Genomic DNA, 15,505 nt, shown 5'->3' with positions numbered 1-15,505 from the left:
ACGAGCAGGCCACAGCTTCGGGCCGGACCCGCGCCGCGCCGGCGAGGCACGGGCCGCGCTGCGCCCTCTGGAGGGCGGTGATCCACCCGGGTGGGGGATGGCGGCAGGTCCGCGGTGCGGATCGCTGGACTGGGCGAAGCACACAGCGGGGAGCGCGGGGGAGTACGGGGGGAGCACACAGCGGGGAAAACCACGGGCCGACCGGAAGCGGCCCCCGCTACCATCGGGGCCCCACCTGATCATGGCCCCACCTGATCACGGCTCCGCCCGATCACGGCCGTCCGACCGAGGCACCGATATGACCCAGGCACCCGCGCGGACCGCCCGCACCGCTCTCCCCGCCCACCCCGAGCGGCTGGAGCGGGGACACCCGTTCCGCCAGTGGAAGACCTGGCGCATACCCGGCACCGAGCTCACCCTGACCGGGTACTCCCGCGCCAACGACAAGACGTTCTTCCACGTTCCGGAGCTGCGCTGCGCGCTCGACGCGGGACTGGCGGAAGGCCGTCAGCCGGAAACCGTCTTCCTCACCCACACCCACCACGACCACTCCAAAGACCTCGACTACCTCGCCGCCAGGCCCGGCGGGGTCGACATCCACCTCCCGGCCGCCGCGCTGCCGTACGCGGAGACGTTCCTGCGGGCCTCGGCCGAGCTCAACCACGGCCCGGCGTACGACCCCGCCCTGGCCGCGAACTGCCGGCTCCACGGGGTGCGCGGGGGAGACGAGTTCACCTTCGGCCGCGGCGGGCACCACGTACGCGTGGTGGACTGCGTCCACAAGGTGCCGTGCGTGGGATACGCCTTCTCGGAACGCCGCAAGGCGCTGCTCCCCGAGTACGCCGAACTGCGCCGCTCCCTCGCCGCCCAGGGCAGCGGCGGGGAGTTCGGCCGCATCGTGGCCCGGCACCGGGCGGACGGCATCCAGGTCAACCACGAGGTGCGCAAGCCCCTGTTCGCCTACCTCGGCGACACCCACGTGAGCGTCTTCGAGGACAACCCGTGGCTCTTTGACCACCCGGTGATCGTCACCGAGTGCACCTTCCTGGACGACGCCGAGGCGGAGCGGGCGGACCGCGTGGGACACACCGTCTGGAGCCGGCTGCGACCCGTCGTGGAGGCCCACCCGGACACGCTGTTCGTCCTCACCCACTTCAGCCTGCGCCACTCCGACCGGGAAGTGCTCGACTTCTTCGGCGATGCGCTGCCCGCCAACGTCCTGCTGTGGGTCCACCCGGACAGCAGCCTGCCCGAACAGCACCGGCACGCCGATGACCGTGACTGAGGCCGGCTGGTCGCCGTACCCGAAGATCCCGTCCCGGACCCGGCTGAGCGGGACGCGGGTCCGGGGGGACTGGGTCGCGCTGGAGAAGGTCCACGGCGCGAACTTCGCCGTGGTGTGCGACCGCACCGGCGTCCGTCCCGCCAAACGCCGCGAACTGCTCGGCGAGTCCGGACTCGACGCGTTCTTCGGCGTGGCCCGGATCTGGCCCGCCCTGGCCGTCGCCGCCGAGCGGTGCGCCGCCGTCCTGCGTCGCGAACACGGCGTGGACGCCTCGACACCGGTCACGGTCTACGGCGAACTGGCGGGCGGCCGCTACCCGCACCGGCACGTACCGCCCGTGCCCCGGACGGAGCCGGTGCAGACCGGCGTCTGGTACGCGCCGGACCTCCACTGGCTTCCCTTCGACGCCACGATCGCAGGCAACGGCAACGGCAACGGCAGCCGCAATGGCAGCGGCGACGGCGAGGGCGAGGGCGAGGGCGACGGCGAGGGCGGTCTCCTCTGGGTCGCCGACCACGTGCTGCGCGGGGCCGCCGAGGCCGCCGGCCTGCACTGCGTCCCGCTCGTCGCCCGGGGGCCGCTCGACCGGGTCCAGCACGAGAGCCCCGTGTTCCCGACCCGCGTCCCGGCCCTGCTGGGTCTGCCCGGGCTCCCCGGCAACCTCGCCGAGGGCCTCGTCGTCAAGCCGGCCGGCATGTGGTGGTCCCCGGCCGGCATCCCCGCCGGCGCACGGCCGGTGGCCAAGTACAAGCACCCCGCCTTCGCGGAGGACGCCCGCTTCGACGGCTCGCGCCCGTACCGGGTGCCGCCCGCGGGCGCCGCCGGTGTGCCCGGCTGGCTCCTCGCCCAGGTCACCACACTGCTCACCCCGGCCCGCGCGGCTGCCGCGGTCGGCAAACTGGGTCCGCGCACGCCCGCCGAAGAGGTCGCCGCCGAGATCGTCCGGGACGTGGTGGAGGAGACGGCCGAGGCCCTCGGCGGCCTCGAAGACGGCAGCGGAGACGGCAGCGCGGACCCTACGGCGGACGGCCTCACCGCGGCCCTGGAGCGGGCATTGGCGCCCGGAGCCCTCGCCCTCGCCCGCTTCGACGCCACGGACCGCCGCCGCACGCCGTGACCGGCCGACGGAGACCAGCCCGCGGTGACCGGACCGCAGCGACCGGACTGCAGCGACCGGGCTGCGGTGACCGATCCGCCGGGGCCGACCCGCGGTGACCGGTCCGCCGTGACCGGTCCGCCGGGGCTGACCCGCTGTGACCGGGCCCCCGGGGTCGGCCCGCCGTGACCGGCCCGCCGGGCCCGCCACGCCTCCGGCCGCCCTACTCCTGTCGGACCAGCCCCGGGCCCTCCCGGCGGGCCCGCCCGCGCAACGGCTGTTTGGCTGGTCGGGACGACGACCGCGGGACAGGGACCAGGAGGCCGATGTGCCCGAGCCGACCATGAACCGGCCGAGCGGGCGGCACGGCCCGGCGCGCCCGGACGGCGGCGCGGACGCCGCGTCGGAAGCGGACTTCGGTCGGTTCGCCGACCTCCTCGACCCGCCCGTGTACGTGGTCACGGTGGCCGGCCCCAGGGGCCGGGAGCCCTCCGGCTGTCTCGTCGGGTTCGCCTCCCAGTGCTCGATCAGCCCGCCCCGGTTCATGGTCTGGCTGTCGGTGGTCAACCACACCTACCGGGTCGCCCTGAGCTCCTCCTACCTCGCCGTGCACGTCCTGGACCGCGGGCAGCTCGCCCTCGCGGAGCTGTTCGGCCACCAGACCGGGGACACGACGGACAAGTTCGACCAGGTCGCGTGGCGGCCCTGCGGGCCGGAGCGGACGCCCGTCCTGGACGATGCCGCCGCCTGGTTCCTGGGCCGCGTACGGGAACACCGCCCCGCGGGCGACCACGTCGGGTTCCTGCTGGACCTCACCGGCGAGGGCTCCGTCCCCTCCGAGCCCCCCGTCCCCTCCGGCCCCTCCGGCCCGGCGGCGTCCGGCGGGACGCCGCTCCTCTCCTACGACGACGTACGGCACCTGCGGCCCGGCCATCCGGCCTGAACCGGCGGCGCCCCAAGATCTCACCAAGATACGTTCTGGATACATTCAACCGCGGAGGGTGATGACCTTCCCGGGCCCGCGGCAGGCGCAAGGTGGCCCCGACCCCCACCGCCGGCCGGTCCTCCCCAGTGCGCCGGCTCCGCTGTCTCCCAGAAGGGCCACCAGGTGAAGCGCGGCAAAGCCAGGGCTACGGCAGAACACGCGGCGGACGCCATCGCGGAGCGGCTCTTGCAGGCCGGGCGCATGCTCGGCACGGCGCCCCGGACGGCGGACGACCGGGCCGTGTTCCGGGCCGACCAATCGGTCAACGACAGTCCGTACCGCGAACGCTGGGCGCACGACAAGGTGGTGCGCTCCACCCACGGGGTCAACTGCACCGGCTCCTGCTCCTGGCAGGTGTACGTCAAGGACGGCCTGATCACCTGGGAGACCCAGGCCACCGACTACCCCTCGACCGGCCCGGACCGTCCGGAGTACGAGCCGCGCGGCTGCCCCCGCGGAGCGTCCTTCTCCTGGTACACGTACTCACCCACCCGCGTCCGCTACCCGCACGCCCGGGGCGTCCTGGTCGAGATGTACCGCGAGGCCAGGCAGCGCCTGGGAGACCCCGTCGCGGCCTGGGGCGAGATCACCTCCGACCCGGACAAGCGGCGCCGCTACCAGCGCGCCCGCGGCAAGGGCGGACTGGTCCGCATCGGCTGGCAGGAAGCCCTCGAGATCGCCGCCGCCGCACACGTCCACACCCTGGAGGCGTACGGCCCCGACCGGATCGCCGGCTTCTCGCCCATCCCGGCGATGTCGATGGCCTCCCACGCGGTCGGCGCCCGCTTCCACGCCCTCATCGGTGCGCCCATGCTGACCTTCTACGACTGGTACGCCGACCTGCCCATCGCCTCGCCCCAGGTCTTCGGCGACCAGACCGACGTACCGGAGTCCGGCGACTGGTGGGACGCCGCCTACCTGATGCTGTGGGGCTCCAACGTCCCCGTCACCCGCACCCCCGACGCCCACTGGATGACGGAGGCGCGCTACCGCGGCCAGAAGGTCGTGGTCGTCTCGCCCGACTACGCGGACGCCACCAAGTTCGCCGACGAATGGCTCCACCCGCACCCGGGCACCGACGGCGCCATGGCCATGGCCATGGGCCACGTCATCCTCAGGGAGTGCTTCGTCGACCGGCAGGTGCCGTACTTCACCGACTACGTGCGCCGGTTCACGGACCTGCCGTTCCTGGTCGAGCTGGAGGAGCGGGAGCCCGGCCGCCACGTTCCGGGCCGCTTCGTGACCGCCGCGGACCTGCGGCTGGGCCGGGAGGTCCCGGACGAGGCGGCGCGGCGCTGGATGCCCGTCCTGCTGGACGCCGTCACCGGTGCCCCGGTGGTGCCGAACGGGACGCTCGGCGACCGCTGGTCCAAGTACGGCGAGGGCCGCTGGAACCTGGAGCTCGGCGACATCGAACCCCGCCTGAGCCTCTACGACGGCGAGGACGGGACGACCGCAGAGGTGCTCCTGCCCCGCTTCGACGCGACGGCGGCGACACAGCCCGGGACGGCGGCACGACCCGGGACGGCGGCACCCGGAACGACAGCAGGACCCGGAACGGCAGCAGGACCCGGGACGACGGGGGAAGGAGGTACGGCACCGCACCCCGGCCGCGCCGCGGACGCGACCCTCCTGCGCAGCGTCCCCGTCCAGCGCCTCGGGGACCGCCTGGTGACCACCGTCTTCGACCTCATGCTCGCCCAGTACGGCGTCTCCCGCCCCGGCCTGCCCGGTCAGTGGCCGAGCGCCTACGAGGACGCCTCCGTCCCGTGCACCCCGGCCTGGCAGGAGACCATCACCTCGGTGCCCGCGGGCGCGGTCCTGCGCGCGGCACGCGAGTTCGCCCGCACGGCCGAGCAGACCCGCGGCCGCTGCATGATCGTCATGGGCGCGGGCACCAACCACTGGTTCCACTCCGACACGATCTACCGCTCCTTCCTCTCCCTCCTCCTGCTCACCGGCTGCCAGGGGGTCAACGGCGGCGGCTGGGCCCACTACGTCGGCCAGGAGAAGGTGCGCCCGTTCGCCGGCTGGCAGCAACTGGCCACCGCATCCGACTGGGTACGCCCCTCCCGGCAGATGGCCGCCACACCGTACTGGTACCTGCACACCGGCCAGTGGCGCTACGAGGGCCTCGCCGCCGGCACCCTCACCGCACCCACGGCACGCGGCACCATCGGCGGCGCCCACACGGCCGACCTCGTGGCCCGGTCGGCCCGCCAGGGCTGGATGCCCTCCTTCCCCACCTTCTCCGCCAACCCCCTCGACCTCGGCGCGCTCGTCCACGCCTCCGGCGCCGACCCGGCCCAGTGGGTCGAGCAGCAGCGCGAGGCGGGCCGCCTGGGCTTCGCCTGCGAGGACCCCGACGACCCCGTCAACTGGCCGCGCGTCCTGACCGTCTGGCGCGCCAACCTCATCGGCTCCTCCGCCAAGGGCAACGAGTACTTCCTCCGCCACCTCCTGGGCGCCGACGACAACGCCTCGGCCCCCGAGGCCCCCGAGGACCAGCGGCCGCGCGAGGTCACCTGGCGGCGCGAGGCACCGCGCGGCAAGCTCGACCTGCTGCTCGCCCTCGACTTCCGCATGACCTCCACCACCCTGTTCGCCGACCTCGTCCTGCCCGCGGCGACCTGGTACGAGAAGCACGACCTGTCCAGCACCGACATGCACCCCTTCGTCCACGCCTTCTCACCGGCCATCGACCCGCCCTGGCAGGCACGCACCGACTTCGAGATCTTCCACGGCCTCGCCGCGAAGGTCGCCGAACTCGCACCCGGCCGCCTCGACGACACCTGGGACCTGGTCGCCACGCCCCTCCAGCACGACACACCCGGCGAAGCACCTCCCGAAGGCCCCACCCGGCCCGACTACACGCTGGTCAAACGGGACTACGCGGCCGTCGCCGAACGCCTCGCGGCCTTCGGCCCGCTGCCCGACGAACACGGCATGCAGGTACGCGGCATCACCGTGCACACCACCGCCGAATCGCACTGGCTGGCCGAACGCTGCGGCACCGCCCGGCACGGAACCGCCGCCGGCCGACCGCTGCTGGACACCGACGTCAAACTCTGCGAGGCGATCCTCGCCCTGTCGGGCACCACCAACGGCCGCGTCGCCGCCGAGGGCTTCCGCCGCCTCTCCGTGCGCTGCGGCCCGGCGAGCGGCCTGGACGACCTCGCCGCCTCGGTCGCCGAGCGCCGCATCGTGTTCTCCGACACCCAGGCCCGTCCGGTCCAGGTCGGCGCCAGCTTCGAGTGGTCCGGCAAGGAGGGCCCCGAACGCCGCTACGCGCCCTTCACCGTCAACACCGAGCACCGCAAGCCCTGGCACACGCTCACCGGCCGCCAGCACTTCTACCTCGACCACGAGTGGATCGCCGAATACGGCGAACAGCTCCCCGTCTACCGGCCCCCGCTCGACCTCCACGTCCTCGGCGACACACCGCGCCCGGAACCGCACGCCGGCGGGCGGTCGGTGACGGTCCGCTACCTCACCCCGCACTCGAAGTGGTCCATCCACTCCGAGTACCAGGAGAACCTGCTGATGCAGACCCTGGCCCGCGGCGGGCCCGTCATCTGGATGGGCCCCGAGGACGCCGCCGCCATCGGCGCCGCCGACAACGACTGGATCGAGGCGGTCAACGCCAACGGCGTCGTCGTCGCCCGCGCCGTCGTCTCCCACCGCATGCCCGCCGGCACGGTGTTCATGTACCACGTGCAGGAACGCCTGGTGAACGTGCCCCTCTCGGAGACCACGGGACGGCGCGGCGGCGTCCACAACGCCCTCACCCGCCTGCTGATCAAGCCCACCCACCTGATCGGCGGCCACGCCCAGCTCAGCTTCGCCCCCAACTACTACGGCCCCACCGGCAACCAGCGCGACGCGGTCACCGTCATCCGCCGCCGCTCCCAGGAGGTCACCTACTGATGCCCCGAAGCGAAGCGACCGTCGGACGCGTGATGGCACAGATCGCGATGGTGATGAACCTCGACAAGTGCATCGGCTGCCACACCTGCTCGGTCACCTGCAAACAGACCTGGACCAACCGCCCGGGCAGCGAGTACGCCTGGTTCAACAACGTCGAGACCCGTCCCGGCCAGGGATACCCCCGCTCCTACGAGGACCAGGACCGGTGGCGGGGCGGCTGGCAGCTCAAGCGGGGCCGCCTGGTGCCCCGCAGCGGCGGCCGCGCCCGCCGCCTCGCCACCCTCTTCGCCAACCCGCACCTGCCCTCCCTGGCCGACTACTACGAGCCGTGGACGTACGACTACGAGAACCTGATCGGCGCGCCGCTCGGTGACGACGTGCCCACCGCCGCCCCCCGGTCCCTGATCGACGGCCGCCCCACCGAGGTCACCTGGGGCCCCAACTGGGACGACGACCTGGGCGGCGGCCGCGAGCACCTGTCGGGCGACCCCGTGCTGCGGAAGATGAACGAACGCGTCCGGCTGGAGTACGAGCAGGCGTTCATGTTCCACCTGCCGCGGATCTGCGAGCACTGCCTCAACCCCTCCTGCGTCGCCGTGTGCCCCTCGGGGGCGCTCTACAAGCGGATCGAGGACGGCATCGTCCTCGTCGACCAGGACCGCTGCCGGGGCTGGCGGATGTGCGTCACCGGCTGCCCGTACAAGAAGGTCTACTTCAACCACCGCACCGGCAAGGCCGAGAAGTGCACCCTGTGCTACCCGCGCATCGAGGCCGGGCAGCCCACCGTGTGCTCGGAGACCTGTGTGGGACGCCTGCGCTACCTCGGCGTCGTCCTCTACGACGCCGACCGGGTCGGCGAGGCCGCCGCCACACCCGACGAGAAGGACCTCTACGAGGCCCAGCTCGGCTGCTTCCTCGACCCCGACGACCCCGCCGTGCAGGAAGCGGCCGAACGGGCCGGCATCCCGCACGACTGGATCACCGCCGCCCGGCGCTCGCCCGTGCGCGCCCTGATCAGCACCTACCGGGTGGCGCTGCCGCTGCACCCGGAATACCGCACCATGCCGATGGTCTGGTACATCCCTCCGCTGTCGCCCGTCGTGGAGTCCCTGACCGCCACCGGTCACGACGGCGAGGACCCGGCGAAACTGTTCGCCGCGATCGACGCGATGCGGATCCCCGTCGGCTACCTCGCCGAGCTGTTCACGGCGGGCGACCCGGCACCGGTGGAGGCGTCCCTGTGCCGGCTGGCCGCCATGCGCGCCCACATGCGCCGCATCAACCTCGGCGAGGAGCGCGACCCGGCCATCGCCCGCGCGGTCGGCATGGACGAGGACGGAATCGAGGCCATGTACCGGCTGCTGGCCGTCGCCAAGTACGAGGACCGCTACGTCATCCCCACCGGCTACACCGCCGGGGAATCCGCCGGGGACTGGGCCGCCCACGGGTCCGGAGCCGCCGGCGGGTGCAGCCTCGACGGCGAGGGCGGCCCCGGCATGTACACGGCCGACACCTTCCACACCGCGCCGGTCGCCGTCCCCGGCGCGAGCGGACCCGGCGCGAGCGGCTCCGGCGGGTCCGGCAGCCCGTTGCAGGGCCGCGTCAACCTCCTCAACTGGAACGGCCAGGGCAGCCCCACCGGCCTCTTCCCACCGCAGGGGCCCGCCGCGGAGCCGCAGCCATGACCCGTACCGCCGCCGTCCACCAGGCCGCCCTCCACCAGGCCGCCTCCCTGCTCCTCTCCCACCCCGACGAGGACTGGCCGCAGCGCCTCGGCCTCGTCCGCGGCGCCCTCGCCGGCCTGCCCGGCAAGGAGGCCGCCCCGCTGCTCCGCTTCTGCGAGGCCGTCAGCGGCGTCCCGCAACTGGAGCTGTCCGCCCGCTACGTCGCCACCTTCGACCGCAGCCGCCGCCGCACCCTGTACCTCACCTACTACACCGACGGCGACACCCGCCGCCGCGGCAAGGCCCTCCTGCGCTGGCAGCACCTCTACCGCGACCACGGCTGGCAGCCGCCCGCCGACGAGCTCCCCGACTTCCTGCCGCTCGCCCTGGAGTTCGCCGCCCGCTGCCCCGGCCCCGGCCGTACGGCCCTCCAGGAGCACCGGGCCGCCCTCGAACTCCTCCGGATGGCCCTGACCGACCACCACAGCCCCTGGGCGGACGTCCTGGAAGCCGTCTGCCTCACCCTGCCCGGCCCCGCACCGGCCGACCGCGCGGCCGCCCTGCACCTGGTCCGGACCGGCCCGCCCACCGAGACCGTGGGGCTGCTGCCCTTCCCGGCCGTACGCGCACAGGCGGCCGGAGCCATCGCCGATCCGGCAGCCGTAGCCGCCTTCGCCGCCGAGGAGTGCCGACGATGAACCACCTGCACACCGCCCTGTGGGGAGTGCTGCCCTACCTCGCCGCCGTGGTGCTCGTCGCGGGCACCGCCTGGCGCCACCACTACGACCGCTTCGGCTTCACCACCCGCTCCAGCCAGCTGCACGAGCACCGGCTGCTCCGCATCGGCGGCCCGCTCTTCCACTACGGCCTGCTCTTCGTCGCCGCCGGCCACGTCGTGGGACTCGTCGTCCCCGAATCGTTCACCGAACGCCTGCACATCGGGGAGCCCCTCTACCACGCCAACGCCCTGTTCGTCGGCGGGGCCGCCGGCCTGGCCACCCTCACCGGCCTGGCCATCCTCCTCCACCGGCGGATCACCGTGCCCGCCGTACGCGGCGGCACCAGCCGCAGCGACCGCGCCGTCTACCCGCTCCTGACCGCCGTCATCCTCGCCGGGCTCGCCGCCACCGCCACCACCCTGGCCCCGCACCCCTACGACTACCGCATGGGCGTCTCGGTCTGGTTCCGCTCCGTCCTCGCCCTGGACCCCGACGTCCCCGCCATGGCGCACGCCCCGCTGCCCTACCAGGTCCACGCCCTGCTCGCGATGACCCTGTTCGCGCTGTGGCCCTTCAGCCGGCTCGTCCACGCCTTCACGGCCCCCCTCGGCTACCTGGTCCGCCCGTACGTCGTCTACCGCTCGCGCGGCACCCACGCGAACGCACCCGACCCGGCCGGGCGGCCCGTGAAGCACCGCTGAGCACGGCCGGGCGACGCCGGGCACGGGTCCGGGTCGCGCTGGTCCGATCGCGCGGCGGGCCCGCACTGCCGGTTCCCGCCGCCCCGGGCGCGGTATAAGTGCCCTGATCACCCCTGGCGGCGAAAGGACCGGTTGCCGTGGAGCGTACGACCTGCTGCGTCGTCGGAGGCGGGCCCGCCGGAATGATCCTGGCGCTCCTCCTGGCCCGGGCCGGCGTCGAGGTGACGGTGCTGGAGAAGCACGGCGACTTCCTGCGCGACTTCCGCGGCGACACCGTGCACCCCTCCACCCTGTCGCTGCTGGACGACATCGGGCTGGCCGAACGCTTCGCCCGGCTGCCCCAGCGCCGGGTGACCTCGGTACAACTGCCCATCGGGCCCGACCGGTCCCTGGTGACGGTCGGGAACATCGGCGCACTGCACGGCACGTACAACTACATCGCGATGGTGCCCCAGTGGGACCTGCTCGACCTCCTCGCCGACGAAGCGGCCCGCGAGCCGTCCTTCCGACTGCGCATGGACACCGAGGCGACCTCGTTCCTGATCGAGCGCGGACGCGTCAACGGCGTCCGCTACCGCACCGCGGACGGGTGCACCGGCGAGCTCCGGGCCACCCTCACCGTCGCCTGCGACGGCCGCGGCTCCCTGGCCCGGACGCTGCCCGAACTCGGCCTGGAAGCCTTCCCTTGCCCGATGGACGCCTGGTGGTTCCGCCTGCCGCGGCACGAGGACGACCCCAGCGGGCTCGTGGGCGGCCTCGGCGACCGCTTCTTCACCGCGCTCATCGACCGCGGCGACTACTGGCAGTGCGCGGCCCTCATCCCCAAGGGGACCGACACCGGTCGCCGCGCCGAGGGGCTGGACCGCTTCATGGAGCGGTTCACCGAGGCCGCACCGTGGCTGGCCGACCGGGCGGACGCCCTCACCTCCTGGGACGACGTCAAGCTCCTCGACGTACGGCTCGACCGGCTGCGCCGCTGGCACCGGCCCGGACTGCTCTGCATCGGCGACGCCGCCCACGCGATGTCTCCGGTCTTCGGCATCGGCATCAACCTCGCCGTACAGGACGCGGTGGCCGCCGCCCGCCACCTGGTGCGCCCGCTGCGCGAGGGCACCGTGGGCCTGCACGACGTACGCCGCGTCCAGCACCGCCGGCTGCCCACCACCGTGGCGACGCAGGGCCTGCAGCGGCTGGCCCACAGGCAGGTCATCGAGCCGCTGCTGGCCGGCCGCACCGCCTTCGGCAACCCCCGCCGGGCGCAGCGGCTGACCGGGCTCGTCACCGAATCCCAGTGGCTGAACCGCGTTCCGGCCTACTTCCTGGCGTACGGCGCCCTGCGCGAGCGCCCGCCCAAGGAATCCCTCCGCTGGCCTACCGGCTGACCTCCCGGCCGCCGGGCCGTGGCGCCGCCCGGTCAGCCGATCAGGGAGGGAGCCCGTCGGATGCGCGCTTCGAAGTCCTCCGCGACGGCGCGCGGGACGGCACTCCCGTACCGGGTGATCACACCCCCGGTGCGGACGAACGTGACGGCTGTGCCCGGCTCCTGGAGCGGTCCCGGCTCCAGGGGCGCCCCCGAGCCCCCGAGGTCGGGATCCCCCGGGGGCGGGGCGAGGACCCGGTAGGTGACCATCTCGTCGCCGACCTCGAAGGGCGGGTCGGCCGGCCGTGTCCCGAACCGCAGGTAGAGGTCCGCGTAGTAGGCGTTGTAGTGCGCGCACGCCGGGACCGAGGCGCGCAGCTCCGCCATGACCGCTTCGGCGTCGTCCTCCGCATACCCGTAGGAATCCACGAGGTGCCGCTTCCCGCCGTCCTTCGCCGTCAGCAACACCCGCGTCGATGCGGCGGGCATCCGGCCGGGCGACCAGAGGGCGGCCGCCACCGTCCCGCACGGCCGCTCGGCGGACGGCCCGACCCCGGTCTCGGGCCGCCCGAACTCCGCCCGGTACCCGGGCACGTCCTGCCCGCGCGGCAGGACGGCCATCAGCTGCGCCGTGGTCACCGGCCACCCGAACCAGCCGAAGGGGTCCGCGACCACCAGAGCAGCCCCGCCGGCCACCACCGCGAGCACGGTCGACACGAACGAGAACGGTCGACGACGCATGCCGAACACCCCCCGGGAGGCGGGCCGTGCGGCGGCCCGGGACCGGCCCGGGCGGGCAACCGGCCGGGCCGACGCATGGTGACAGACTCCTTGAACGCGCTCAACCGGCGCGGCAGGTGTGGAACCTGTTGGACCGGACGTGCCCGAAGGCCGCCGGCAGGCGCTCGATGCCCCGGCCGGGCCGGACGGTCAGGGCGGCGCCCCCGTAGTGGGTCTTGCTGTACACGGTGACGCAGCGGCCCCACACCCCGTCGCCGGTCCGCCGCGTACCGGAGCCGTTCCACACCGACTGCCCGTCGTTGAAGCCGACGTAGGCGGTGGTCTCCGGGTACCACGGCATGTCCTCCGCCACCAGGCTCACCACCCCCGTGTAGCCGGGCGAGGTCCACCCGCACACCCACCCCGGCGAGCAGCGCTCCGCGACCGGAGTCACCGGCACCGGCCCGGCCGAGGCCACGGGGGAGCACACCAGCCCCGAGACGACGACCACGGCGGCCGCACCGGCCAGACCCGCCCGGAGGGACGCCGCCCCGCCGAAGACCCGCTGTCTCATGCCCCCATCGAAACGCCGCACGGCGAAGATCGCATCAACGCCGGACCCGGTCGAAGCCGGACCGGCCGAGCCGGACCGGCCGAGCCGGACCGGCACCCGTGGTTCAGGCGCGGGGCGGCGCCGTGAGGGCGCTCCCGGTGCGGTACAGCTCCACCAGCAGCGGCCTCAGGGCCGTACCCCGCGCCGTGAGCCGGTAGCGGGTGCGCACGGGGAACCCGCGCTGCTCCTCCCGTACGAGCAGACCGCGCTCGGCCAGCTCGCGCAGCCGGTCGCTGAGGACCTTCGCCCCCAGGGCGGGGAACGCCCCCCGCAACGCGGTGAACGAGCGCGGGCCGTGCATCAGTTCCCGCAGGACCAGGGTCGTCCACCGGCCGGAGACCGCGGCGAGCGCGATCTCCACCGGGCAGTCGGGCTCGGGCCGGTCGGTGCGTCCGCGTGCGTCCGGTACCAGGAGGACGTCCCAGTCCCCGGGCGTGTCCCCAGGGCTCTCCCCGCGGGTTCGCGCGTGGGTCTGCGCGAGGGTTCGCCCGTGCGTTCCCGGACCGGATTCCCCGTCGGTTTCCGTTTGGTGACCCACGCGACGGGCCGCTTGGCTGGGTCCATGACCTTCGACGTGCCTGTTCACGAGCCCACTTTCCCCCTCGCCACCGAACCCGGGCAACACCCTGCCGTGTTCGCCGAACTGTTCGCCACCGGGGACACCCGCCTGCTGGACCTGGCCTACGAGCCCGGCGCCGTGTTCGTCCCGAGGCCCGGCAGCCAGGTCTCGGGCCCCGAACTGACCGCGTCCAACGCCCGCTTCCTCGCCCTCGGACTGCCGATCACCGTACGGCCGCGCCACACCTATGTGGCCGGGGACATCGCCCTCCTGATCGTGGACTGGGAGATCGCCGGGACCGGGCCGGACGGCGAGCAGGTCCGGAAGGCCGGCACGGCCACCGACGTGGCCCGCCGGGGCGCAGACGGCCACTGGCGCTACGTGATCGACAACCCCTTCGGCACGGACGCCCCTTAGGGCACCGCTCCCGCGGCAGCCCCCGCCACCGCCCCACCCGGATGGGGTTACCGTGGCACGGCGGGGGCGGGCCCGGTACGGCCCGCCCGCCGGCCCCGGAGCGGATCCGTGGCCGATGTCCGGCGCGAGGGAGCGATGTGTGGTGACGCGACGTCATGCGGTGGTGGTCGGCGCCGGTATCGGGGGCCTGACCGCCGCGATCGCCCTGCACCGCCGGGGCTGGCAGGTGACCGTCTGCGAACGCGCCCCCGAACCCCCCGTCACCGGCGCCGGCATCGGACTCGCCCCCAACGCCCTGCGGGCCCTCGACGCCATCGGCGTCGACGCCGCCCGCACGGTCGGCAGCGCCGTACCGGCCGTGATGGGGGTGCGCAGCCGCCACGGCCGGTGGCTCGTACGGATGGCCACCGCGGACATGGCCGCCCGCTACGGCGTCGCACCGGTCGCCGTCCCGCGCCCGGCCTTCACCGCCGCCCTGGCCGCCGCCCTGCCCCCGGACACCGTCCGCCACGGCGCCGCCGTGACGGCCGTGGACGACCCCGGGGGCCGGCGCCCGGTCGTCCGCACGGCGGGCGGCGCCCCGGAAGGCCTCTCCGCCGACCTGGTCGTCGCCGCCGACGGCATCCGCAGCCCGCTGCGGACCGCGTTCTTCCCGGACCATCCCGGCCTGCACTACCTCGGCGAGACCGCCTGGCGGACCATCGTGGATGCCCCGGACCTGCGGATACCCGCCATGAGCGAGACCTGGGGACGCGGCGAACGGTTCGGCGTGACCCCGCTCGCCGACGGCCGGTACTACCTCTACGCCACCGCCGCCGCACCGGCCGGCACCCGGTCGGCCGACCCCCGCACCGAACTCAGGGACCGCTTCGGATCCTGGCACGACCCGATCCCGGCCCTCCTCGACCGCATCGGCCGTCTCGCGCCCGCCGACGTCCTCCAGAACGACCTCCACGACCTGGCCGCCCCGCTCCCGCGCCTCCACCACGGGCGGATCGCCTGGCTCGGCGACGCAGCGCACGCCATGGCCCCGAACCTGGGGCAGGGCGGCTGCCAGGCCATCGAGGACGCGGCGGTCCTCGCCGGCCTCCTTCCTCCGGGAGACGCCGACGCGGGCCCGGAGGCCGTCCCGGCCGCCCTCGCCGCCTACACCGCCGCACGCCGTGACCGCACCGACGCCGTACGCGTCCGGGCCCGCCGGGTCGGCCGCCTCGGCGCCCTGCGCAGCCCCCTCGCCGCGGCCGCCCGCGACCTCGCGGTCCTCGCCACCCCCACCCGGCTGGCCCGGCGTGGCCTGGACGACCTCTTCGACGGCTTCCGGCCCCCGGAGCCGGCGTAGCGGCCCGCAGGCCGCGCCCACCGCCCGGCCGGGCCGCGCCCCGGCGCCCCCGCGAGATCGAACATACGATGGCCTGGAACCGGCACGGGCGACCTGCCGCGCCGGAGGACCGCAGCACCC

13 protein-coding genes are annotated in these 15,505 nt (G+C 74.3%); 10 read left to right on the top strand and 3 right to left on the bottom strand.

The window, feature by feature from the left end; translation table 11 throughout:
- Window positions 1-298: 298 nt before the first annotated feature.
- The 8 genes from AB0O36_RS14720 (at window position 299) to AB0O36_RS14685 (ending at window position 11,759) form a co-directional block, all read left to right on the top strand.
- Complete coding sequence (locus tag AB0O36_RS14720) at window positions 299-1,285, top strand: MBL fold metallo-hydrolase (RefSeq protein WP_365109183.1); 987 nt, start codon at window positions 299-301, stop codon at window positions 1,283-1,285.
- On the top strand, window positions 1,272-2,402 hold the full coding sequence (locus tag AB0O36_RS14715; RefSeq protein WP_365109180.1) for an RNA ligase family protein: 1,131 nt from the start codon (window positions 1,272-1,274) through the stop codon (window positions 2,400-2,402). Before AB0O36_RS14720 ends, AB0O36_RS14715 begins: the two co-directional genes overlap by 14 nt.
- Before the next feature lie 307 nt (window positions 2,403-2,709).
- Complete coding sequence (locus tag AB0O36_RS14710) at window positions 2,710-3,324, top strand: flavin reductase family protein (RefSeq protein ID WP_365109177.1); 615 nt, start codon at window positions 2,710-2,712, stop codon at window positions 3,322-3,324.
- Window positions 3,325-3,567: 243 nt separating this feature from the next.
- A complete protein-coding gene (locus AB0O36_RS14705) occupies window positions 3,568-7,293 on the top strand; it encodes a nitrate reductase subunit alpha (RefSeq protein ID WP_365109536.1) in 3,726 nt (1,241 codons plus the stop codon).
- Window positions 7,293-8,978: a nitrate reductase subunit beta gene (narH, locus tag AB0O36_RS14700; protein WP_365109175.1), complete on the top strand. Its 1,686-nt coding sequence runs from the start codon at window positions 7,293-7,295 to the stop codon at window positions 8,976-8,978. Before AB0O36_RS14705 ends, narH begins: the two co-directional genes overlap by 1 nt.
- A complete protein-coding gene (narJ, locus tag AB0O36_RS14695; RefSeq protein ID WP_365109173.1) occupies window positions 8,975-9,655 on the top strand; it encodes a nitrate reductase molybdenum cofactor assembly chaperone in 681 nt (226 codons plus the stop codon). The genes narH and narJ overlap by 4 nt, the downstream gene beginning before the upstream one ends.
- Window positions 9,652-10,377 carry a respiratory nitrate reductase subunit gamma gene (narI, locus tag AB0O36_RS14690; RefSeq protein WP_365109171.1) on the top strand — a complete coding sequence of 242 codons (726 nt, stop codon included), beginning with the start codon at window positions 9,652-9,654 and terminating at the stop codon, window positions 10,375-10,377. The genes narJ and narI overlap by 4 nt, the downstream gene beginning before the upstream one ends.
- A 137-nt stretch (window positions 10,378-10,514) precedes the next feature.
- The gene (locus AB0O36_RS14685) at window positions 10,515-11,759 is read left to right on the top strand and encodes an FAD-dependent oxidoreductase (RefSeq protein WP_365109169.1); all 1,245 of its coding nucleotides are present in this window, start codon (window positions 10,515-10,517) and stop codon (window positions 11,757-11,759) included.
- 32 nt (window positions 11,760-11,791) lie between these two features.
- Here the strand turns inward: AB0O36_RS14685 and AB0O36_RS14680 are convergent, their stop codons facing one another.
- The 3 genes from AB0O36_RS14680 to AB0O36_RS14670 all read right to left on the bottom strand — a co-directional run bounded on the left by AB0O36_RS14680 (window position 11,792) and on the right by AB0O36_RS14670 (window position 13,431).
- A complete protein-coding gene (locus tag AB0O36_RS14680) occupies window positions 11,792-12,478 on the bottom strand; it encodes a hypothetical protein (RefSeq protein WP_365109167.1) in 687 nt (228 codons plus the stop codon).
- A 100-nt stretch (window positions 12,479-12,578) separates the two neighbouring features.
- The gene (locus AB0O36_RS14675; protein WP_365109164.1) at window positions 12,579-13,031 is read right to left on the bottom strand and encodes a peptidase inhibitor family I36 protein; all 453 of its coding nucleotides are present in this window, start codon (window positions 13,029-13,031) and stop codon (window positions 12,579-12,581) included.
- Between the two features lie 103 nt (window positions 13,032-13,134).
- Window positions 13,135-13,431, bottom strand: coding sequence for a helix-turn-helix domain-containing protein (locus AB0O36_RS14670; protein ID WP_365109162.1), 297 nt, complete (start codon window positions 13,429-13,431; stop codon window positions 13,135-13,137).
- Between the two features lie 201 nt (window positions 13,432-13,632).
- Between AB0O36_RS14670 and AB0O36_RS14665 the strand changes: the two genes are divergently transcribed.
- Both AB0O36_RS14665 and AB0O36_RS14660 read left to right on the top strand, forming a co-directional pair.
- The gene (locus AB0O36_RS14665) at window positions 13,633-14,046 is read left to right on the top strand and encodes a DUF4440 domain-containing protein (RefSeq protein ID WP_365109160.1); all 414 of its coding nucleotides are present in this window, start codon (window positions 13,633-13,635) and stop codon (window positions 14,044-14,046) included.
- Between the two features lie 142 nt (window positions 14,047-14,188).
- Entirely contained in the window at window positions 14,189-15,385 is a 1,197-nt protein-coding gene (locus AB0O36_RS14660; RefSeq protein WP_365109158.1) for an FAD-dependent oxidoreductase, read from the top strand.
- The last annotated feature ends 120 nt before the right edge of the window (window positions 15,386-15,505 follow it).

Source organism: Streptomyces sp. NPDC089799 (assembly GCF_040684755.1).
Classification (GTDB): Bacteria; Actinomycetota; Actinomycetes; order Streptomycetales; family Streptomycetaceae; genus Streptomyces.
This window is presented reverse-complemented; position numbering and strand designations above follow the sequence as displayed.